This is a genomic window from Stutzerimonas kunmingensis, assembly GCF_002929225.1.
In the GTDB taxonomy this organism is placed as follows: Bacteria; Pseudomonadota; Gammaproteobacteria; order Pseudomonadales; family Pseudomonadaceae; genus Stutzerimonas.
This window is the reverse complement of sequence record NZ_PISM01000014.1, coordinates 548,817-569,508: the sequence shown is the minus strand read 5'-3', so window position 1 is coordinate 569,508 and position 20,692 is coordinate 548,817. Positions and strand designations below refer to the sequence as shown.

The 20,692-nt window shown below is 64.2% G+C and carries 17 protein-coding genes; 9 read left to right on the top strand and 8 right to left on the bottom strand.

All coding sequences use genetic code 11. The features are described from left to right. Positions 1–86 precede the first annotated feature (86 nt). The gene (locus CW305_RS09240; protein WP_104097719.1) at positions 87–1,046 is read left to right on the top strand and encodes an alpha/beta fold hydrolase; all 960 of its coding nucleotides are present in this window, start codon (positions 87–89) and stop codon (positions 1,044–1,046) included. Between the two features lie 93 nt (positions 1,047–1,139). Here the strand turns inward: CW305_RS09240 and CW305_RS09235 are convergent, their stop codons facing one another. Further along, entirely contained in the window at positions 1,140–2,729 is a 1,590-nt protein-coding gene (locus tag CW305_RS09235) for an ABC-F family ATPase (RefSeq protein ID WP_014820158.1), read from the bottom strand. Between the two features lie 403 nt (positions 2,730–3,132). Here CW305_RS09235 and CW305_RS09230 point away from each other — a divergent pair, with 403 nt between their 5' ends. Then, positions 3,133–5,193, top strand: coding sequence for a TonB-dependent siderophore receptor (locus CW305_RS09230; RefSeq protein WP_104097718.1), 2,061 nt, complete (start codon positions 3,133–3,135; stop codon positions 5,191–5,193). Between the two features lie 42 nt (positions 5,194–5,235). On the opposite strand, the gene CW305_RS09225 is transcribed toward CW305_RS09230, so the two are convergent. From CW305_RS09225 to CW305_RS09215, 3 genes are all read right to left on the bottom strand, one after another. Continuing rightward, entirely contained in the window at positions 5,236–6,216 is a 981-nt protein-coding gene (locus CW305_RS09225; protein WP_104097717.1) for a TAXI family TRAP transporter solute-binding subunit, read from the bottom strand. A gap of 75 nt (positions 6,217–6,291) precedes the next feature. Continuing rightward, a complete protein-coding gene (locus CW305_RS09220) occupies positions 6,292–6,645 on the bottom strand; it encodes a RidA family protein (protein ID WP_104097716.1) in 354 nt (117 codons plus the stop codon). A gap of 21 nt (positions 6,646–6,666) precedes the next feature. Then, a complete protein-coding gene (locus tag CW305_RS09215) occupies positions 6,667–7,911 on the bottom strand; it encodes a D-amino acid dehydrogenase (protein ID WP_104097715.1) in 1,245 nt (414 codons plus the stop codon). A gap of 121 nt (positions 7,912–8,032) precedes the next feature. On the opposite strand from CW305_RS09215, the gene CW305_RS09210 reads away from it, so the two are divergent. After that, entirely contained in the window at positions 8,033–8,941 is a 909-nt protein-coding gene (locus tag CW305_RS09210; protein ID WP_104097714.1) for a LysR family transcriptional regulator, read from the top strand. Between the two features lie 41 nt (positions 8,942–8,982). Then, positions 8,983–10,092, top strand: coding sequence for a cell division protein ZapE (zapE, locus tag CW305_RS09205; RefSeq protein ID WP_104097713.1), 1,110 nt, complete (start codon positions 8,983–8,985; stop codon positions 10,090–10,092). Positions 10,093–10,100: 8 nt separating this feature from the next. On the opposite strand, the gene CW305_RS09200 is transcribed toward zapE, so the two are convergent. Continuing rightward, entirely contained in the window at positions 10,101–10,379 is a 279-nt protein-coding gene (locus tag CW305_RS09200) for a peptidylprolyl isomerase (RefSeq protein ID WP_003285081.1), read from the bottom strand. A gap of 176 nt (positions 10,380–10,555) precedes the next feature. On the opposite strand from CW305_RS09200, the gene CW305_RS09195 reads away from it, so the two are divergent. From CW305_RS09195 to gntR, 4 genes are all read left to right on the top strand, one after another. Continuing rightward, positions 10,556–11,686 (top strand): gluconokinase, GntK/IdnK-type, encoded by a 1,131-nt coding sequence (locus CW305_RS09195; protein WP_104097712.1) that lies wholly within the window; start codon positions 10,556–10,558, stop codon positions 11,684–11,686. Positions 11,687–11,737: 51 nt separating this feature from the next. After that, a complete protein-coding gene (locus CW305_RS09190; protein WP_023445328.1) occupies positions 11,738–13,015 on the top strand; it encodes a TRAP transporter large permease in 1,278 nt (425 codons plus the stop codon). 61 nt (positions 13,016–13,076) lie between these two features. Then, a complete protein-coding gene (locus CW305_RS09185; protein ID WP_104097711.1) occupies positions 13,077–14,093 on the top strand; it encodes a TRAP transporter substrate-binding protein in 1,017 nt (338 codons plus the stop codon). 58 nt (positions 14,094–14,151) lie between these two features. Beyond that, complete coding sequence (gene gntR / locus CW305_RS09180; protein ID WP_104097710.1) at positions 14,152–15,171, top strand: HTH-type transcriptional regulator GntR; 1,020 nt, start codon at positions 14,152–14,154, stop codon at positions 15,169–15,171. Positions 15,172–15,195: 24 nt separating this feature from the next. On the opposite strand, the gene CW305_RS09175 is transcribed toward gntR, so the two are convergent. Further along, a complete protein-coding gene (locus CW305_RS09175) occupies positions 15,196–16,107 on the bottom strand; it encodes a LysR family transcriptional regulator (protein WP_011913327.1) in 912 nt (303 codons plus the stop codon). Between the two features lie 146 nt (positions 16,108–16,253). Here CW305_RS09175 and CW305_RS09170 point away from each other — a divergent pair, with 146 nt between their 5' ends. Continuing rightward, positions 16,254–17,480, top strand: coding sequence for an acyl-CoA dehydrogenase (locus CW305_RS09170; protein ID WP_003285077.1), 1,227 nt, complete (start codon positions 16,254–16,256; stop codon positions 17,478–17,480). 93 nt (positions 17,481–17,573) lie between these two features. Here the strand turns inward: CW305_RS09170 and xylB are convergent, their stop codons facing one another. Continuing rightward, the gene (gene xylB, locus CW305_RS09165; RefSeq protein ID WP_104097709.1) at positions 17,574–19,097 is read right to left on the bottom strand and encodes a xylulokinase; all 1,524 of its coding nucleotides are present in this window, start codon (positions 19,095–19,097) and stop codon (positions 17,574–17,576) included. Between the two features lie 11 nt (positions 19,098–19,108). Beyond that, the gene (locus tag CW305_RS09160) at positions 19,109–20,587 is read right to left on the bottom strand and encodes a mannitol dehydrogenase family protein (protein ID WP_104097708.1); all 1,479 of its coding nucleotides are present in this window, start codon (positions 20,585–20,587) and stop codon (positions 19,109–19,111) included. Positions 20,588–20,692 lie beyond the last annotated feature (105 nt).

The window sequence follows — 20,692 nt, the reverse complement described above, 5'->3', positions numbered from 1 at the left end:
GCGGGATGTCGCGGCCTTCGCCCTGCTGATACAGCGCACACGCGCGCCTGGCTTTGCCATAGTGAGGCCTCCAGTCAGGAGGCCTCATGAACAGTACTGCGGACCATTTCCAGCTCGACCTGAACGGTATATCCCTCAGCCTTTATAGCGCCGGACCCGAAGAGGGCAGGCCTGTTTGGCTGCTGCATGGCTTCCCCGAGTGTTGGTATTCCTGGCGCAATCAGATCGATTCACTGGTGGCGGCTGGTTATCGCGTGTTCGTTCCCGAGATGCGTGGCTACGGGCTCAGCAGCGCGCCAGTGGACGTCTCGGCCTACGATGTGCTGACGCTGTGTGGGGACGTTCGTGCGGCCATGGATCATTTCGGTCACCGGCAGGTGGCGCTAATCGGGCACGACTGGGGCGCAATGGTCGCCTGGTATCTCGCGTTGCTGGAGCCGGAGCGGGTCACCGCGCTGGTGACCATGTCGGTGCCCTTCGCCGGAAGACCGCGGCGGCCTGCGACCGAAATCATGCGCGAAGCCAGCGGTGATCGATTCAACTACATCCTCTATTTCCAGCAGCCCGGTCGCGCCGAGCGTGAACTGGATGCCGACATTGATCGTACCCTGCGCCTGTTGATGTATTACCAGGAAAGGAACCTGTTGCTGCAGAACAAGCCTGCCGACGGCACCTTGTTCGAGGACGACATGCAGCCGGGGCCGTTGCCCGACTGGTGCTCAGAAGACGATCTGGCGGTGTATCGGCAGACGTTCGCCGAGCACGGTTTTCGCGGGGCGCTGAACTGGTATCGCAACTTCGAACGCAACTGGCAGGTTACCGAGCCGCTGCAGGGGCGCAAGATCACGCAGCCGACCATGTTTCTGATCGGCGACCATGACCCGGTTGGTGAGCTCGAGGCCTATACGCTGAAGAAGATGCCGGAATGGGTGCCAGATATGGAGCGGCACGAACTGGCGCCGTGTGGCCACTGGATTCAGAACGAACAGGCGGGGAGGGTGAATACGCTGCTACTGGACTTCCTTGCCCGCCGCTTTGCCAGCTGATGCGTGGCACGGCGAGTTGCTGAGGCGTTGTCTATGAGTCTGCAGCGCCGTCTCCGAAGAAAGAGGCGCTGCGATACGCGGGCAGGGTGAGGATCAGACGATTACGCCCTGGCTGCGCAGGTAGTCGTCGTAGCTGCCGCTGAAATCGGTCACGCCGTTCTCCGACAGCTCGATGATGCGGGTCGCCAGTGAGCTGACGAACTCACGGTCGTGGCTGACGAAGATCAGCGTGCCCGGGTAGTTCTCCAGGGCGAGGTTCAGTGCCTCGATGGATTCCATGTCGAGGTGGTTGGTTGGTTCGTCCATCACCAGCACGTTGGGCTTCTGCAGGATCAGCTTGCCGAACAGCATGCGGCCCTGTTCGCCACCCGAGATGACCTTGACCGACTTGAGGATCTCGTCGTTGGAGAACAGCATGCGGCCGAGGGTGCCGCGCACCAGCTGCTCGCCGCCCTGAGTCCACTGGCTCATCCAGTCGAACAGACTGACGTCATCCTCGAAGTCATGGGCATGGTCCTGGGCGTAATAGCCGTAGTCGGCGCTTTCGGTCCATTTGACGCTGCCGCTGTCCGGGGTCAGTTCGCCAACCAGGGTGCGCAGCAGGGTGGTCTTGCCGATGCCGTTCGGACCGATGATCGCCACACGCTCGCCGGCCTCGACGGTGAAGCTGAAGTTCTTGAACAGTTCCTTGTCGTCGAAGCCCTTGGACAGGCGCTCGACGGTCACTGCCTGGCGGTGCAGCTTCTTGGTCTGCTCGAAGCGAATGAACGGGCTGATACGGCTGGACGGCTTGACCTCGGCCAGCTGGATCTTGTCGATCTGCTTGGCGCGGCTGGTGGCCTGCTTGGCCTTGGAGGCGTTGGCCGAGAAGCGGCTGACGAAGGTCTGCAGTTCGGCGATCTGCGCCTTCTTCTTGGCGTTGTCCGACAGCAGCTGCTCGCGCGACTGGGTCGCCGCGGTCATGTACTCGTCGTAGTTGCCCGGGAACAGGCGCAGCTCGCCGTAATCCAGGTCCGCCATGTGGGTGCAGACCGAGTTCAGGAAGTGGCGGTCGTGGGAAATGATGATCATGGTGCTGTTACGCGCCGTCAGAATCGTTTCCAGCCAGCGGATGGTGTTGATGTCCAGGTGGTTGGTCGGTTCGTCCAGCAGCAGCACATCCGGATCGGAGAACAGCGCCTGGGCCAGCAGCACACGCAGCTTCCAGCCGGGAGCGACTTCGCTCATCGGGCCGAAGTGCTGTTCCAGCGGAATACCCAGGCCAAGCAGCAGTTCGCCGGCACGGGATTCTGCGGTGTAGCCGTCCATTTCGGCGAACTCACCTTCGAGTTCGCCGACTTTCATACCATCCTCTTCGCTCATTTCCGGAAGCGAATAGATGCGGTCGCGCTCCGCCTTGACCTTCCACAGTTCCTCGTGGCCCATGATCACCGTGTCGATCACGTTGAATTCTTCGTAGGCGAACTGATCCTGGCGCAGCTTGCCCAGGCGCACGTTCGGCTCGAGCATCACTTGGCCAGCGGACGGTTCCAGATCGCCACCGAGAATCTTCATGAAGGTCGACTTGCCGCAGCCATTGGCGCCGATCAGGCCGTAGCGGTTGCCACCGCCGAATTTGACGGAAACGTTTTCGAACAGCGGCTTGGCACCGAACTGCATGGTGATGTTGGCGGTGGAGATCAAGGGCGTACCTATCAATGACGTGTGGCTGCGTGAATCAGGCTGATACCGATCCGATACCAATACTCAGCGGTCCAGCTCGCTCCGACAGGGAGCTGGTCGATCCAGCGATTCTTGAGGTGAATGACAACGGTGGGCGTTTGCGCCTGCTGCCGGATGAATGCGGGGTGGCTACCGAACTTCAGCCGCGCATTGTCGCATAGCTGCACTCGCCGGCGTAAGGACGGGCTGACAGGCAAACAGGAATCGCGCGGTAGCGGTCGTCGAGCTCGAGCGGATGCGAATCGTTCCATTGACACCCGGATGCCAAACAGAGAGCATTGTTACGATATAACATCGGTGTCTGAGTTAAAGCATGAATAACGCAAGTGCGGTAGTGAAATGGGCGGGTTGCGGAGCGGCATTGATGCTGGCGGGTGCGCCGCTGGCTGTGGCAGAGGACGCGGCGGTACTGGATTCGGTCATCATCACGGCCGATCAGGAACGCGCCGATGGACCGGTTCAGGGCTACCGTGCCAACCGCTCGCGCAGCGCGACGAAAACCGACACGCCCATCGAGGAAATACCTCAGTCCATCAGCGTCGTTCCAGCATCCGTGCTGCAGGATCTGGACAGCCCACGCGTCGAAAAGGCGCTGGATTTCGCCGGCGGCGTCGCCAGGCAGAACGATTTCGGCGGCCTGACCATGTACGAATACAGCGTGCGCGGGCTGACCACCGGAGAGTTCTACAAGGACGGTTTCAGCGTCAACCGCGGCTTCATGAACCCACCGGACGTCTCCAACATCGAGCGGGTCGAAGTGCTCAAGGGGCCTTCGGCCAGCCTTTACGGACGCGGTGATCCGGGCGGCACCATCAATATCGTCAGCAAGCGGCCGCAGCTGGACAGCTTTGCCCGTCTCGATCTCAGCGCCGGTCGCTGGGATCGCTATCGCACTGCGCTGGATGTGAACACGCCGCTCGATGAAGACGGCAACATGCTCTATCGCATGAACATTGCAGTCGAAGACGGCAATAGCTTCCGCGATCATCGCGAGGCTGAGCGGCAGTTCGTCGCGCCGTCCTTCAGCTGGGAATTGAGCCCGGATACCCGATTACTGGTACAGGCGGAGGTGGTGCGCAACCGCCAGACCTTCGATCGCGGCGTGGTTGCACCCGGCGGCGACCTGGGCAAGGTGTCCCGCTCAGCGTTCTATGGCGAACCCTCGGATGGACCGATCAGCAACGACAACGAAACGCTGCAGGCCGAACTCGAACACGACCTCAACGAAGTCTGGACGTTGCGCCTGGCCAGCCACTACAAGCAGGGCCGGATGGATGGCTACGCGACCGAAGCGGCAGAGGTCGCAGCAGACGGCCGCACGCTGACCCGCAACCTGCGCTATCGCGACTATGACTGGCAGGACGCGATCACCCAGCTGGAGCTGCGCGGGCGTTTCGATACCGGCTCGATTGAGCATCAGCTGTTGATCGGCACCGAGTACGAGCGTTACGCCTTGAGCGAATTCATGCTGCGCTCTAACAATCTGCGCAACATCGATCTCTACAACCCGGTCTACGGTGCGTCGCGTCCGGCGTTCAATCCCGCGCGTACGGTCGACCGTAATGAGCTGGTGCATAGCCGCGCACTGAATCTGCAAGACCAGATTCGCTTTACCGACAAGCTCTTTGGCGTCATCGGCGCCCGCTATGATCACTACGAACAACGCCTGGACAATGAGGTTGCTGGCCGGCGCACCGAGCAGACCCACGAAAAGGTCACGCCGCGTGTTGGTGTGCTCTATCAGCTGGTGCCGGAGGTCGGGCTGTTCGCCAACGCCTCGCAGTCATTCAAACCGAACAACGGTGCGGACGTCAGCGGCGCCACTTTCGATCCGGAAGAAGGCGTGGGTTATGAGGCAGGGGTCAAACTTGATCTGTTCGATGGCCGTTTGGGGCTCACCGCCGCCGCCTTCCATCTGACCAAGGAAAACGTGCTGACCAGCGATCCGGCGAACGACGGTTTTCAGATTGCCGCCGGCGAGGTGCGCAGCCGCGGGATTGACCTGCAGCTGGCCGGGCAGCTGACCGACGCGATTCGCGTGATCGGTGGCTATGCCTACGTGGATGCCAAGGTGACTCGCGATAACACCCTGGCCAGCGGCAGCCGGCTGCTCAACGTGCCACGCCACAGCGGCAGCCTGCTGACTACCTACGAATTCCTCGATGGCGATCTCAGCGGGCTCTCCCTTGGCGGCGCGGTGAACTACGTGGGTGATCGGGCAGGGCAGGCCGATAGCGACTTCGAGTTGCCGTCGTACACCACCGTGGATCTGCTAGCGCGCTACAAGGCGACGGAAAAGCTGACCCTCGGCGTGAACCTGAACAACGCCTTCGACCGGACCTACTACGAGCGTTCCTACAGCAATGTCTGGGTCATGCCGGGTGAGCCGCGCAACCTGAGCGTTAGCCTGTCCGTGGAACTCTGAGCCTGTACTCAGCGGGCGGTGACGCCCGCTGATCTCGTTGTCCTACAGCCAACCTTTCTCTTTGTAATAACGCTCGGCGCCCTCGTGCAGTGGCGCAGTCAGTCCGACGCGAATCATGTCTTCGGCCTTTAGATCGGCAAATGCCGGATGCAGGCGCTTGAACCTGTCGAGGTTGTCGAACACCGACTTGACCAGCTGATAGACGACCTCCGGATCGGTCTTGCTGGTGGTCGCCAGCACGGCCTTGCCGCCAATCGACGGAATGGCGCCTTCCACGCCCGGGTAGAGCCCGGCGGGGATTTCCACTGCGCTGTAGTAATCGGCCTTGGCCAGCAGGCTGTCGATCTCTGCGCCCTGCACCGGAATGATCCTGGCCTTTACATTAGTCAAGGCTTCCTGGATCGCACCGCTCGGATGGCCGACTACATAGGTGATGGCGTCAAGGTTGTTGTCACCCAAGGCGGAAGCCATTTCCGCCGGTTTGAGTTCCGCGGCCAGGGCGAAGCTGGCATTCGTCCAGCCCTTGGCCTGCATGACTTCCTCGAAGGTGTCGCGACTGCCCGAGCCGGGCACGCCGATGTTCACCCGCTTGCCTTCGAGTCCAGCCAGATCGGTGATGCCGCTGTCGTTGCGAACGACCACGGTGAGAATCTCCGATTGCAGTGAGAACACCGCGCGCAGTTCGACGGCGCCTTCCTTGTCGAAGGGCGCCAGGCCCTGCAGCGCCTTGTGCTGATGGTCGGATTGGATGAAGCCGAAGTCGTACTCGCCTTTGTGCAACGACACGATGTTGGTCACGCTGCCCGCGGTCGAGGGTGCGTTGCATTTGATGGCGGGCTTCACCTCGGCACGATTGAGGAAGCGGCACACCGACTGGCCGGCGGTGTAATACACGCCAGTCTGCCCTCCGGTGCCGATGGTGACGAAGCGCTCCTGTGCCAGCACGCTGGTGCTTGCCAAGGCGCTGGCGAGCACGCCGACCAGGGTGATGCCGAACAGGCCGTTACGGATCTGGTGGTTCATTGCGATTCCCTCTTGTTTGTATTTTGGGTGGTTGCAACTGTGGTTGGCCGGCGCAGGAACGATAGACCGCTGTGGTCAGGCGCGCGCAGCGATCACCATGATCTCGACCAGCACCTCGGGTGAGGCCAGACGCGCCTGCACCGTCGCGCGTGCCGGTGCGCAGCCTGCTGGCAGCCAGTCGATCCATACCTCGTTCATGGCGGCGAAGTCGGCGTCGATGTCTTTCAGCCAGATCTGCGCGCTGAGCAGGTGCTCGCGACTAGAGCCGGCGGCGGCCAGCAACCGGTCGATCTTCGCCAACACCTCGCGGGTCTGTCCGGCGGCACCTAGGCCGCGGTCGTCCGGGACCTGGCCGGCGAGGAACACAAGATCTGCATGAACGACTGCGGCTGACATGCGTGGATTGCTCTCGATGCGTTGCAAGGTCATATCGGTTTCCTCTTTGAGTGGTCAGGCGGGCAGGCTCAAGCCGTCCAGGGAGACAGCGGGTGGTGATCCGCCGATTACGCTGGTGAGCAGGTCGGCGCTGCCACAGGCCAGGGTGAAACCGAGGCTGCCGTGGCCGACGTTGAGCCAGAGATTGTCGAAGCCGCTGCGGCCAAGCAGTGGTGTGCCTTGGGGCGTCGCCGGACGCAGGCCTGCCCACTGCCGCGCGTGTTGGTAGTCGCCGGCGCCGGGGAAGGTCGCACCGGCCAGACGTTGCAGGGTGGCGATGCGCTGCTGGTCGAGCCCGGCGTCCCAGCCGGCGATATCCACCATCGCCGCGACGCGCAGCTGGTCATCGAGGCGGGCGTAGACGACCTTGTTGTCGTAGTCGGTGACGTTGGTTTGCGGCACGCGGTCCTGGTCGGCCAGCCCAACGGTCAGGCTGTAGCCCTTGAGCGGGTAAATCGGCAGGTCGATACCCAGTGGCCGAAGCAGCCAGACGCTGCCGGTGCCGGCCGCGACTACCAGATGGTCGACGGCGATTTCATCGCGCCCGAGCACGACCGCGCGGACGCGCTTGCCTTCGCTGCGCAATGCGCTCACCGATTGGCCGGTATGCAGATGAAACGCAGGTGATGCCCGCAGTCGCCGCAGCAGTTCGGTGCAGAACAGATGGCAATCGGCAACCTCGTCGCCGGGCGAATAGATGCCGCCGTGCAGCGATGCCGCCAACGGCGCCAGCGCCGGCTCGACGTCGACGCATTGCGCGGCGTCCAGCAGGCGCTGCCCGGAATCGTCGTCGATGGCCGCCGCGCCCTTGTGCAGGCTGTGTTGATCGCGATAGATCACCAGTTTGCCGTTGGCGCGCCAGGCGAAGCCGTCCAGCTGGTCCTGCTCGCGCCAGCTGCGCAGGATCTGCTGGCTGTGCAGGGCCAGACGCAGCAGATGAGCCGCGTTGCGCCGATTGACCGAACGCCGGCATGCCAGCAGGAACTGCAGGCACCAGCGCCACTGATGCAGGCTCGCCTGCGGTCGGAAGCGCAACGGGGCATCGGCTCCGCGCAGCATCCAGCCAATCGCCTGCAGCGGCACGCCGGCATCGGCCAGGGGCGAAACGTAGCGATAGCTGAGCTGCCCGCCATTGGCGAAGCTGGTTTCCAGGGCAACATCGTCGCGCCGTTCGATCAGCTCCACGCTGTGCCCCTGGCGCACCAATGAATAGGCCGTGGCAAGCCCGATGACCCCTGCGCCGATGACTGCTACCCGCATGCAACCGCTCCTCCGACTCGATCAGCCCAGCCTAGGCCGCGGGCCAGCAGGGCGGCCAATGAAAGGATGGAGCGCTCCCATAACCTGCGGTTATGCTCGATCGACTGAAGGAGGGACATGCATGCGGCTGCGTCATATCGAACTGTTCCAGGCGATCCTGCAAACCGGCAGCCTGACGGCCGCGGCCGAGCTGCTGCATATCTCCCAGCCGGCGGCGAGCAAGATTCTCAAGCATGCCGAGCAGCAGCTGGGCTTTGCACTGTTCGACCGAGTGCGCGGCAAGCTGCAGCCCACCGCCGAGGCACGCGTGTTGCAGCAGCAGACCGAACGCCTGGCCATCGACCTGCAGAATCTGCGGCGGCTTGCAGACAACCTCGGCCGGGGCGAGGAGTGCGCACTGCGCCTGATCTGCACGCCGGCGCTGGCTCAGGCGCTGCTGCCACAGGCGTTTCGCGCCTGGCGCGAGCGATTTCCACGGACGGTCTGTCAGCTCGCCACGCAGCACACGGCGGAAATCGTCGAAGCCCTGTTGCTGCGTGAAGCCGATCTCGGGCTGACGTCGCAGGCGGTAGAGCATCCGGGACTGAGCAGTCAGTTATTGGCCGAGGGACGCATGCGCGTGATCGCGCCGCCTGGCTGGTGGCCGCCGGATGAACTGCACAGCCCGCTGCGGCTGCAGGCCTTGGCGGGTAAAGCGCTGATCGGCATCGACGCCCGCGATGCACTGGGCAGCCTGTTGCGCGGCCACATCGAGGAACTCATTCCGCCGCCGCGCGTCGTTACCTGGGTGCAGACCTATCAGCTGGCGCGACAGCTGGTGTCCGCGGGGCAGGGCGTGGCGCTGGTCGATCCGTTCACCGCGCTGGCCGCCACTGGCGGCGAGGTGCAGGCCCGTCTGCTCGAGCCGGCCATCAGCGTGCCGGTCTATGCGTTGACCCGTGTTCACGAGCAGCTGCTACCGGCGCAGGCGATGCTGGTGGAGCAGCTCGGCGCCCAGGCCGAGCGACTGCTGCAGGACGGGCACAACTGAGCGGTCGCGCGCTACCATGGCGGCTTTTGCGCCGGACGATCATGCACGTCGACTCGCCCCTTGAACGTTATCAGCAGGCCATTACGCAAGACGGTTTCGTGCCTGATGCGGCACAGCAGCGCGCTGTCGAACGGCTCCAGGCCTGTCATGAGGCACTGGTTTCAGGTGCGGACCTGCCGCTTGGTGTCTATCTCTGGGGCCCGGTCGGGCGTGGCAAGACCTGGCTAATGGACCTGTTTCACGCAAGCCTGACGATTCCGTCGCGGCGGCAGCATTTCCATCACTTCATGCGCTGGGTGCATATCCGGCTGTTCCAGCTCAACGGCACGGCGGACCCGTTGCAAGCATTGGCCAAAGAGCTATCGGAAGAAATTCGCGTACTGTGCTTCGACGAGCTGTTTGTCGGTGACATCGGCGACGCGATCATCCTGGGACGCCTGTTCCAGGTGCTCTTCGAGCACGGCGTGGTGATCGTTGCTACCTCCAACCAGCCGCCGGAGCAGCTGTACGCCGACGGCTTCAATCGCGAGCGTTTTCTGCCGGCCATCGATGCCATCGTGGAGCACATGCATGTGCTGAATGTGGATGGTGGCGCCGATCACCGCCTGCGTCCTGGCGCTGCGCTGCAGCGCTACTGGATCGCCCCGTCCGACAGTGGCAGCGCACTGGTCGCGACGTTCGAGGCGCTGGTCGATGGAGCGTACAGCATCGAGCCACTGGTCCTCAGCCGTCGCCAGCTCGACGTCGTGCGGCGCAGCGAATCGGTGCTCTGGTGCCGCTTCGCCGATCTCTGCGAGCAGCCGTTCTCGGCTCTGGATTTCATTGAACTGTGCGACCGCTTCGCAGCGATCCTGATTGGTGACGTGCCTAGGCTCGGCGGCACGCAGCGCGATGAGCGCATTGCCCGCGGCACCGAGGATGGAGCCGCGCGGGTGGCGGCGGGTGACCGCCAGTTGCCCAGGCTCGCCGCGCGGGATGATGCCGTGCGCCGCTTCATCGCGCTGGTGGACGAGTGCTACGACCGGCGGATTCCTCTCTATATCGAAGCCGAGGTGGCACTGGACGAGCTGTATACCGAGGGCTATCTGGCATTCCCGTTCCGCCGCACGCTCAGCCGTCTGCGGGAGATGCAGCTGCAGCGCTTTGGCTGAGCGCTGGCTCAGTCGCGGTAGAACACCTGCACCAGGTGGTAGCCGAACTGGCTCTTTACCGGGCCGTGCACTTCGCGCAGCGGCTTCTTGAAAATCACCTGATCAATGCTGCGCACCATCTGCCCCGGGCGCACTTCGCCGAGGTCGCCACCTTTCTTGCCGGACGGGCAGGTCGAGTATTTGCGCGCCAGCACGTCGAATGCTTCGCCATTGGCGATGCGCTTTTTCAGCTGCGCGGCTTCGGCCTCAGTCTTGACCAGAATGTGGCGGCACATGGCTTTGGGCATGCTCGGTGTCCTCGATTGCACAGGGGCGCGATTGTAGTCTTGCCGCCGCGAATGTCGACCGCAATGCCGTGCGAAAACAGCCGTTTCGTGACCGTATGGTCGACGAGCGGTAGTTCTATCGTGATGCGTGATAGCGCTAACATTGGGCCAAACAAGCAAAACAATGGATTCCTCGCATGCCTTCAGTGCATACCTCAAAGGCTTCCGCGCTTCCGGTTCTGGTCGTCATGGGCGTCAGCGGTTCCGGCAAGACGGACACCAGCCACGCCGTAGCCGACGCGCTCGGCCTGCCGCACATCGAAGCGGACAACTTTCATCCGGCAGAGAACGTGGCGCGCATGCGTGCCGGCACGCCGCTGTCCGATGCCGATCGCGTGGAGTGGCTGCACGCGCTGATCGCCGAAATGCAACGCACCCTGGCGGCGGGCAGCGGCTTCGTGCTGGCTTGCTCGGCGCTCAAGCGCAGCTACCGGGAGTTGCTGCGCAGCGCGGTCCCGGAGCTGCGTTTCGCCCATCTGGCCATCGATTACGAAACCGCCATACAGCGAGTCGGTGGCAGGGCGGGGCATTTCATGCCGATTTCCCTGGTCGACAGCCAATTCGCCACCCTCGAATCACCCGAGGGCGAACCCGGCGTACTGACGGTGGATGCCAGTCAACCGCGCGAGGTCGTCTTGCGCCAGATCGTCGAATGGATGCAGGGCGCCGGTCTGGATGAGCTGATCGAAACCCGTGTCGATCTTTCTTCGCGTCCGTTTGATAGCGCTACCACGGCGCCGCCTTTGACCAACGAGCCGATCTACAGCGGCACGGTCGCGCAACACTTCGACCGTCTGACCGACTGGCTGATGGCCGCGCTGATGGCCTTCATGGTCATCGTGGTGTTTTCCAGCGTGGTGCTGCGTTACGCCTTCGGCACCGGTTGGACCGGCGCCGAGGAGCTGTCGCGGCTGGCGTTCGTCTGGCTGGTGTTCGTCGGCGTCGCTTCCAGCATGCGCCGCGGCGAGCTGATGAGCTTTTCCATGCTGCGCGACCGTTTCCCGCGGCTGTTCCGCCGCGTCGTCGACTCTCTCAGCTGGCTGCTGGTGGCAGCTGCGAGCTGCCTGGCGGCCTGGGGTGGTTGGAATCAGATGCAGTTCGGCTGGACCATCAACAGCCCGGTAGTCGGCTATCCGCTGGGCCTGGCGATGTTGCCCGTGGCCGCCAGCATGGTCGCGCTGGCGGTACTGGCGCTGGTGCAGCTGGTCAATGTCTGGCGGCGCGATCAGCCATCGGCCACCGCCGCTGCGAATGTCACCGCGGACTGAAGCGACGCCGCATTCAGAACAATACGGGCACTGCCCAACCGAGGACCTTGTATGACCGTCGTCGTCTTCCTTTCATCGCTGCTGGGCTTCATGACGCTTGGCATGCCCATCGCCTTCGCGCTGCTGCTCACCGGCTCGGTGCTGATGTGGTACCTGGATTTCTGGGACGTGCAGCTGTTGGCTCAGAACCTTCAGGCCGGCGCTGACAGCTTCCCGCTGCTGGCGGTGCCGTTCTTCATCCTTGCTGGCGAGCTGATGAATGCCGGCGGCATCTCGCGGCGCATCATCGCCATGGCGCAGGCCTATTTCGGTCACAAGCGTGGCGGCCTGGGTTACGTGGCGATTGCCGCTTCGGTGCTGCTGGCCAGCATGTCCGGCTCGGCCCTGGCCGATACCGCCGCGCTGGCGACGCTGTTGCTGCCGATGATGCGCGAGCGCGGCTACCCGCTGAGTTCGTCATCGGGCCTGGTGGCGGCAGGCGGGATCATCGCGCCGATCATTCCGCCGTCGATGCCGTTCGTGATCTACGGCGTGGTCACCGGTACTTCGATCAGCCAGCTGTTTCTCGCCGGCATGGTGCCGGGGCTGATCATGGGCATGGGCCTGATCGTTGCCTGGACGCTGATCGCCCGGCGGATCGACGAACCGAAACAGGAAAAGGCCAGCGCCGCCGAGCGCCGTCGTGTGCTGGTCGACGGTGCTGCCGCGCTGATGCTGCCAGTGATCATCGTCGGCGGGCTGCGTGGCGGCCTGTTCACCCCGACCGAAGCGGCGGTGGTCGCCGCCGTCTATGCCCTGGCCGTTTCGACCCTGCTGTACCGCGAGCTGAACTGGGCCGGGCTGGTCGAGGTGCTGACCCGTGCCAGCCGCACCACGGCCTCGGTGATGTTCCTCTGCGCCGCCGCGACGGTGTCGGCGTACATGATCACCCTGGCGCAGCTGCCCGACGAGATCGCTGCAATGCTCGGCCCGCTGGCGCAGGACCCGAAACTGCTGATGATCGCCATCATGCTGCTGATGATCGCCGTCGGCATGGTGCTGGACCTGACCCCGACCATCCTGATCCTCGGTCCGGTGCTGGCGCCGATCGCGATCAAGGCCGGCATCGATCCGGTGTACTTCGGTGTGATGTTCGTGCTGATCGGGTCCATCGGGCTGATCACGCCGCCGGTGGGCACGGTGCTCAACGTGGTCGGCGGCATCGGCCGGCTGCGCATGGAAACCCTGGTGCGCGGTGTCATGCCGTTCTTCCTTATATATCTGGTGATCGTCGGGCTGCTTATCGCCGTGCCCTCGATCATCACCGTACCCCTGGCCTGGCTGCGGTAACGCCGGTCGTGCAACCAAGCGCTCAACAACCCAACGTCCAACAACAAGAAGGTAACGCGACATGAAACGACTTCTCATCAGCACCCTGGCCGCCGCCGTGCTCGGCAGCACACTCAGCCTCGGTTACGCGCAGGCGGCGGACGACATCCGCCCACGCATGATCCGCTTCGGTTACGGCCTCAACGAAGACAGCAATCAGGGCAGGGCGGCCAAGCTGCTGGCTGAGGAAGTGGCCAAGGCCTCCGGCGGCAAGCTGAAGGTGCGCACCTTCGCCTCCGCCAGCCTCGGTTCGGACGACCAGATGCAGAACGCGCTGATCGGCGGCGCGCAGGAGATGATGGTCGGCTCGACCGCGACGCTGGTCGGCATCAGCCAGGAGATGGCGGTGTGGGATACGCCGTTCCTGTTCACCGATCCGCGCCAGGCGGATCAGGTACTGGACGGCCCGGTAGGCAGGCAGGTGATGGACAAACTCGAGGAGAAGGGCCTGGTCGGGCTGGTGTACTGGGAGAACGGTTTTCGTAACGTGACCAACAGTGCGCGGCCGATCGAGAAGCTCGAGGACTTCGAGGGCATCAAGCTGCGCGTGATGCCCAATCCGGTTTTCATCGACACCTTCAAGCGCATGGGCGCCAATGCGGTGCCGCTGCCGTTCTCCGAGCTGTTCACCGCGCTGGAAACCAAGGCGGTCGACGGCCAGGAAAACCCCTACAACACCATCCTCTCGTCGAAGTTCTATGAGGTGCAGAAGTACCTGAGCGTGACCAATCACGTCTACAGCCCCTGGATCGTCACGGTGTCCAAGCGCTGGTGGGACGGGCTGTCCGCGACTGAGCAGGGCATCCTCATGGACGCTGCGGAAAAGGCCCGCGATGCCGAGCGCGAGGACACCCGTCGCGAGGCCAGTCAGGCGTTGGCGGCGCTGAAGGAGCGTGGCATGCAGATCAACGAGGTCAGTCCCGAGGAGATCCACCGCATGCGCGAGAAGGCGCAGCCGGCGATCCAGACGGTGATCGATGCGGTCGGCCAGGACCTGTTCGATCAGGTGCAGGCCGAAGTGGAAAAGGCCGCACTTTAGGAAGCGCCCCCAGAATGCCCGCTGCTAGAATCCGCCGCTTTCGACCAATGGAACGCGCATGACCACACGCCGACGCCGCTCTGCCGAGCGGGTAACCCTCTCGGATGTCGCACGCAGTGCCGGCTGCTCGCTGATGTCGGCATCGCGCGCGCTGTCGCAACCGGATCTCGTTTCCGATGCATTGCGTGAGCGTATCGAGCAGGCGGTCAAGGCGCTCGGCTACGTGCCGCATCCCGCGGCGCGCAGCCTGGCCAGTTCGCGTTCCAATCTGGTGGCGGTGATCATCCCTTCGCTGTCCAACGCAGTGTTCGTCGACACCGTCGAGGCTATCCAGCGCGTGCTGATGCCGGCGGGTTACGAAATGATGATCGGCGTCAGCCACTACCGGCCCGAAGAGGACGAGCGGCTGCTGCGTGCCTATCTGGCGCATCAGCCGGCCGGCTTGCTGATCACCGGGTTCGAGCGCAGCGATGCCGCCCGTGCAGTGCTGGCCAACTACACCGCACCGATGGTTACGCTGATGGAGCTGAGCGAGCGGCCGGATGACTATTGCGTCGGCTTCTCGCAACTGGAAGCTGGCGTCGCCATGACCCGCACGCTGTTGGAGCGTGGCTACCGTCACGTCGCCTTCGCCGCCGCGCAGCTCGACCCTCGGACCCTGCAACGCGCCGAAGGCTACCGTCTGGCCATGCGCCAGGCCGGACGCTATGAGCCAACACTGGAGTTGCTGACGCCGCAGCTGTCGTCCATTGGGCTTGGCGCGGAGCTGCTGGATCGGCTGCTGGCGCAGCATTCGGAAATCGACGCAGTGTTCTTCAACAACGACGACCTGGCTCTGGGGGCGCTGTTTCGCGCCCATCAGCTGGGGCTCGACGTGCCGGGGCGTTTGGCGATTGCCGGTTTCAACGACCTGCCGGCGGCGGCCTGGATGCATCCGGCGCTGAGCACGGTGCGCACCCGGCGTGGCGAGATCGGCGAGCTGGCGGCGCAGATGCTGCTGAGCCTGATGCGAGGTCAGCAGCCTGCCGAGCGTTGTATCGATGTGGGTTTCGAAGTGGTGATGCGCGACAGCGCCTGAGGCGGGCTTTCACCCGCCAGCGCGTCAAAGATCCTGCTGCGCGGTGACCTGCTGGGCGATCTCGATCATCTGCTCGCGCATCCAGCGGTTGGCCGGGTCCTGATCGGTGCTTTCATGCCAGTAGATGTGGGTTTCCAGCGGCATGATGTCCACCGGCAGATCGACCTGATGCAGGTTGTGGCGGCGGGCGAAACGCTCGGGAACGGTCACAGCCATGTCGGTCTGGTCGATCACCTGGGTCGCCATCAGGTAGTGCTGTGAGCGCAGGGCGATCTTGCGCTGCAGACCCATCTTGCCCAACGCCAGATCCACCAGACCGAGCCCGCTGCGGCGGCTGGAAATATGGATGTGCGACAGCGACAGGTACTGCTCCAGGGTCAGCTTGTCCTTGGCCAGCGGGTGGCCACGGCGCATGGCGCAGATGTAGCGATCTTCCAGCAGCTTGACGTGGCGCACCTGCGGGTCGGTATTGAGCGGTGCATCCATGGCGAAATCCAGGCGGCCGGCAGCCAGTTCCTTGGTCGTCTCGCGACGCTTGGCCAGCATGCTCTCGATCTTCACGTTCGGTGCCAGACGGCGCAGGCGCTGGAACAGCGGCGGCAGCATCACCGCCTCGGTGAGGTCGGTCATGCTGATGCGGAAGGTCTTGTTCGCCTGCGCCGGGCTGAAGGTCCGGCTTTCCTGCACCGACACCCGCAGCAGCTGCAGCGCATTGCGCACCGGGCCGATGATGTTCTGCGCCATTGGCGTCGGCACCATGCCCTGCGCGGTGCGCACGAACAGCGGGTCGTTGAAGGTTTCGCGCAGGCGGGCGAGGGCGTTGGAAACGGCGGGCTGGGTGATGCCGACGATCTGCCCGGCGCGTGTCAGGTTCGCTTCGGTGTAGATGGCATCGAAGACGATGAATAGATTCAGATCGACCTTGTTCAGGTTCATTGTTGTGCTCTCCGGCGTGTATCGGAATTCGCCGATCATATATCGGTGATGAATGTTTATACACGAGGAAAATAGCTTAGATAAATCACCAGGCCTCCTCTAGCATTCAAAACTACAAAACATTACCTGCCAGAAGGTTGTCGCCCATGAATTTCGCCTACTCCCCGAAGGTTCAAGAGCTGAGAGAGCGCGTGCAAGCGTTCATGGATGCTCACGTCTATCCCGCCGAAAAGGTGTTCTACCAGCAGGTCGCCGAAGGTGACCGCTGGCAGCCGACCGCTATCGTCGAGGAGCTCAAGGCCAAGGCCAAGGCAGAAGGGCTGTGGAACCTGTTTCTGCCGGAATCGGAACTGGGCGCCGGCCTGACCAACACCGAATACGCGCCGCTGGCGGAAATCATGGGTAGCTCGGGGCTTGGCCCGGAGGCGTTCAACTGCTCGGCGCCGGATACCGGCAACATGGAAGTGCTGGTGCGCTACGGCAGCGAGGCGCAGAAGCGCGAGTGGCTGGAACCGTTGCTGCGCGGCGAAATCCGTTCGGCCTTCGGCATGACCGAGCCGGGCGTGGCTTCGTCCGACGCCACCAACATGGAAGCCCGCGCGGTGCGCGAGGGCGACGAGTGGGTCATCAACGGTCGCAAGTGGTGGACCTCCGGTGCCTGCGACCCGCGCTGCAAGATCATGATCTTCATGGGCCTGACCAACCCGGACGCGCCGCGCCATGCCCAGCACTCGATGATCCTGGTGCCGATGGACACCCCCGGCGTCAAGGTGCTGCGCCCGCTGCCGGTGTTCGGCTACGACGATGCCCCGCATGGCCACGCTGAGGTGCTGCTGGAGAACGTGCGAGTGCCCTACGAGAACGTCATTCTCGGTGAAGGGCGCGGCTTCGAGATCGCCCAGGGCCGTCTTGGCCCAGGCCGCATCCACCACTGCATGCGCTCTATCGGCGTTGCTGAACGTGCACTGAAGCTGATGTGCGAACGCGCCGTCAGCCGCACCGCCTTCGGCAAGCCGCTGGCCCGGCTGGGTGCCAACTTCGATTACATCGCCGAGTGCCGCATCGAGATCAACATGGCGCGCCTGCTGACGCTGAACGCGGCGTACATGATGGATACCGTAGGCAACAAGATTGCCGCCAGCGAGATCGCCCAGATCAAGGTGGTCGCACCCAATGTTGCGTTGAAGGTCATCGATCGCGCCATCCAGATTCACGGCGGCGCCGGTGTTTCCGAGGACTTCCCGCTGGCGCACTGGTGGGCGATGCAGCGCACGCTGCGCCTGGCCGATGGCCCGGACGAGGTGCATCGGGTGGCCATCGCCCGTCACGAGCTGGGCAAGTACGTGCCGCGCGAGGCGCTGCGCAGCCGCTGAGGCGTCGTCCCAGGCGCAGGACCAAAGGCAAAGCCACACGCCGTGGCTTTGCCTTTTTTATGAGCTATTTGCCTGCCGACCGAGCGCTGCGCATCAAGAGGTGACCGGCGTCAGGTCCGGTGCTGTCTGCTGACCGTAGATGCTGGCTACCAGTTGCCGATAACGCCGATAGGCCTGCTCGTAGGCCAGAACCGCGGCGGCGTCAGGCGCGACGGCCGTGGTCTCGTCGAGGCTGACACAGCGCTGGCACAGCTCGGCGAGGCTCGCCGCGGGATCGCGCTGTCTGGCATGGCACCACGCCGCCTGGATCGCGCCACCCAGCGCCGCGGCTTCGCTGTGGCGGGTGCAGACCACCGGCGTGGCCATCATGTCGGCGACGATCTGCCGCCAAAGCGGGTTCTTTGCGCCGCCGCCGATCAGCTGGATTCTTTCGCTGCGAATGCCGTTTTCGCGTAGCAGATCCAGCCCATAGCGCAGGCCGAAGGTCACGCCTTCGAGCACGGCGCGGCAGAGGTTGGCGCGGCTCAGGTTGTCGGCGGTCAGGCCGTGCAGGCTGGCGCTGGCCTGGGGCAGGGCGGGGACGCGCTCGCCGTTGAGAAACGGCAGCATCGTGACGCCTTCGCAACCGATCGGCGCCTGCGCCACCAGCGCGTTGAACGCATCGAGGTCCAGCTCCAGCAGTTCGCGTATCGCCACGTTGGCGTTGGTCAGGTTCATGGTGCATATCAGCGGCAGCCAGCCCCCGCTGGACGAGCAGAACGTCGCAACTGATGGCTGCGGACTGATCCGAGGTTCCCCGGAGAACGCGTAGAGTGTGCCGGAGGTTCCCAGGCTCATGGTGATCGCGCCGGGGCGGATGTTGTCGGTGCCGATGGCGCCCATCATGTTGTCGCCACCGCCGCTCGCCACGATGGCCTGGGAGTTCAGGCCCAGCCGGACGGCAAGTTCGGGGCGTAGCCGGCCGACCGGCTGATGGGGTTCGATCAGCTCGGGCAGCGCGGCCTCCAGACGACCCTCGGCATCGATATGGCGCAGGATCTCGGGTGCCCATTGCCGCGCGCGCACGTCGAAATAGCCGGTGCCGGAGGCATCGCCGTATTCGCTCGCGCACCGTCCGGTCAGCCAGTAGTTGAGGTAGTCGTGGGGCAGCAGGATATGGGCGATGCGTGCGAACAGCGCGGGATGCTGCTCCTTCATCCACAGCAGCTTGGACACCGTGTAGCCCGGTGCGATGACGATACCGAGGCGCTGCAGCGAACCCTGTTCACCGCCCAGCCAGTCGAGCAGGCGCTGATTCTCCGTAGCCGACTCCGTGTCGCACCAGAGCTTGGCCGGGCGCAACACGCGGCCCGCGGCATCGAGCGTGACCAGGCCATGCTGCTGCCCGGAGACACCAATGCCCAGCACGGCCCCGCCGTCGACTCCGGCCTCGGCCAGTGCCGCGGCGGTAGCACTGGCGAAGGCGGCGGTCCACTGCTCGGTGTCCTGCTCGCGCCGGCCATTGGGCCCGCTGATAAGATCGTGGCCGGCCGAGCCCTGGCCGAGCACGCGCCCGTTGCTGGCGTCGAGCAACAGCGCCTTGGTGCCCTGGGTGCCGCAATCGATCCCGAGAAACATGCCGTACCCCGTCACTGCGTCAGCAATAGATCAAGGGTGCCGCTGACCCCCAGCGTGCGCAGCCGCAGCAGGTTGCGCTCGAAGGCTTTGCGAAAGGCGAGTGAGCGCGGAATCTGCGTGCCGAAGATCTCCTCGCGCCCGAGCAGGCGTTCGGCGAGGCCGTCGTCTTCCTCGACGAGAGACTGGCAGAAATCTGCGCGCGGATCGGGGATGCGGTACTGCTCGCCGTTTTCATCGACGCCCCGCAGATACAGCGCCCAGGCGGCGACCACCAAGGCGGCCCGGTCCAGGCCAGCGTTATCGGCGATCAGGCGGTCGATGGTCGGCACGCTGAACTTGGGAAACTTCGACGAGCCATCGGAGCACACCCGTTCCAGCTGATCGGCGATGGCACGGTTGGAGAAGCGCTCGATCAGCGTCTGCTTGTAGCGAGCGAGATCGATGCCGGGCACGGGAGCCAGTTGTGGGGTGACGTCCTCGTCCATGTAGCGTCGGATGTACTCGACGAACAGCGGATCGGCCATGGTTTCGTGGACGAAGCGATAACCGCGCAGGAAGCCGAGGTAGGTCAGCGCGAGGTGGCTGCCGTTGAGCAGCTTGATCTTCATCTCCTCGTAGGGCGAAACGTCGTTGGTGAACTGCACGCCGACCTTTTCCCAGGCCGGACGGCCGGCGACGAAGCGGTCTTCCAGTACCCATTGCACGAAGGGTTCGCAGACCACCGGCCAGGCGTCATCGAGGCCGTGCTGACGCTCCAGGTCCTGGCGATGGGCCGCGCTGGTCATGGGCGTGATGCGGTCGACCATGGCGTTGGGGAAGCTGACGTTGCGCTCGATCCAGCCGGCTAGGTCGGGGTCGACCAGGCTGGCGAAGGCCAGCGTAGCCTTGCGGGTTACGTCGCCGTTGTGGGGGAGGTTGTCGCAGGACATCACCGTGAAGGGCCCGACGCCGCCGCCGCGGCGCTTGGCCAGGGCCGCGCAGAGCAGGCCAAACACGCTAACCGGGCTGCGCGGGTGCTGCAGGTCATGTTGGATTTGCGGCAGTTGCGCATTGAATTGGCCGGTGCTGTCGTCCAGGCAATAGCCGCCCTCGGTGATGGTCAGCGAGACGATGCGAATCGCCGGATCGGCCAGGCGGGCAACCACCGCCTCGGAACCATCCTCGCCCACCAGCAGCATGTCGCGAATGCTGCCGATCACCCTGACCTCGGTGTCAGGCCGGTCGTCGAGCTTGACCAGGGTGTAGAGGTAGTCCTGCGCGGCCAGTGCATCGCGCATCGCGCGCTCCTCGGCGCGTGTGCCGATGCCGCAGATGCCCCACTCCAGCCCCTCGCCGGTGTTCATCAGTGCATCGGTGTAGGCCGCCTGGTGGGCGCGGTGAAAACCGCCCACGCCGATGTGGGCGATGCCGGTGGTGATCTCTGCCAGGTGGTAGTCGGGGCGCGCGATAGGGCCCGGCAGCTGTGGCAGATTCGCTTCGTTCAACTTCATCTCGGGCCTCGCTGGGCTTGAATGTGGAAAAGCCGGGGCCGGATCGCTGCCATTGCGGGCGCAGCGATCTGCCGGTAAGTCAGGGATCGGGTGGCTATGGGTCGG

What these genes read in the sequence shown, in the direction of transcription:
- CW305_RS09240 (WP_104097719.1), top strand. Translation starts at nt 87, where the DNA reads ATGAACAGTACTGCGGACCATTTCCAGCTCGACCTGAACGGTATATCC.
- CW305_RS09230 (WP_104097718.1), top strand. Translation starts at nt 3,133, where the DNA reads ATGCTGGCGGGTGCGCCGCTGGCTGTGGCAGAGGACGCGGCGGTACTG.
- CW305_RS09225 (WP_104097717.1), bottom strand. Translation starts at nt 6,216, where the DNA reads ATGAACCACCAGATCCGTAACGGCCTGTTCGGCATCACCCTGGTCGGC.
- CW305_RS09220 (WP_104097716.1), bottom strand. Translation starts at nt 6,645, where the DNA reads ATGACCTTGCAACGCATCGAGAGCAATCCACGCATGTCAGCCGCAGTC.
- CW305_RS09215 (WP_104097715.1), bottom strand. Translation starts at nt 7,911, where the DNA reads ATGCGGGTAGCAGTCATCGGCGCAGGGGTCATCGGGCTTGCCACGGCC.
- CW305_RS09210 (WP_104097714.1), top strand. Translation starts at nt 8,033, where the DNA reads ATGCGGCTGCGTCATATCGAACTGTTCCAGGCGATCCTGCAAACCGGC.
- zapE (WP_104097713.1), top strand. Translation starts at nt 8,983, where the DNA reads ATGCACGTCGACTCGCCCCTTGAACGTTATCAGCAGGCCATTACGCAA.
- CW305_RS09200 (WP_003285081.1), bottom strand. Translation starts at nt 10,379, where the DNA reads ATGCCCAAAGCCATGTGCCGCCACATTCTGGTCAAGACTGAGGCCGAA.
- CW305_RS09195 (WP_104097712.1), top strand. Translation starts at nt 10,556, where the DNA reads ATGCCTTCAGTGCATACCTCAAAGGCTTCCGCGCTTCCGGTTCTGGTC.
- CW305_RS09190 (WP_023445328.1), top strand. Translation starts at nt 11,738, where the DNA reads ATGACCGTCGTCGTCTTCCTTTCATCGCTGCTGGGCTTCATGACGCTT.
- CW305_RS09185 (WP_104097711.1), top strand. Translation starts at nt 13,077, where the DNA reads ATGAAACGACTTCTCATCAGCACCCTGGCCGCCGCCGTGCTCGGCAGC.
- gntR (WP_104097710.1), top strand. Translation starts at nt 14,152, where the DNA reads ATGACCACACGCCGACGCCGCTCTGCCGAGCGGGTAACCCTCTCGGAT.
- CW305_RS09175 (WP_011913327.1), bottom strand. Translation starts at nt 16,107, where the DNA reads ATGAACCTGAACAAGGTCGATCTGAATCTATTCATCGTCTTCGATGCC.
- CW305_RS09170 (WP_003285077.1), top strand. Translation starts at nt 16,254, where the DNA reads ATGAATTTCGCCTACTCCCCGAAGGTTCAAGAGCTGAGAGAGCGCGTG.
- xylB (WP_104097709.1), bottom strand. Translation starts at nt 19,097, where the DNA reads ATGTTTCTCGGGATCGATTGCGGCACCCAGGGCACCAAGGCGCTGTTG.
- CW305_RS09160 (WP_104097708.1), bottom strand. Translation starts at nt 20,587, where the DNA reads ATGAAGTTGAACGAAGCGAATCTGCCACAGCTGCCGGGCCCTATCGCG.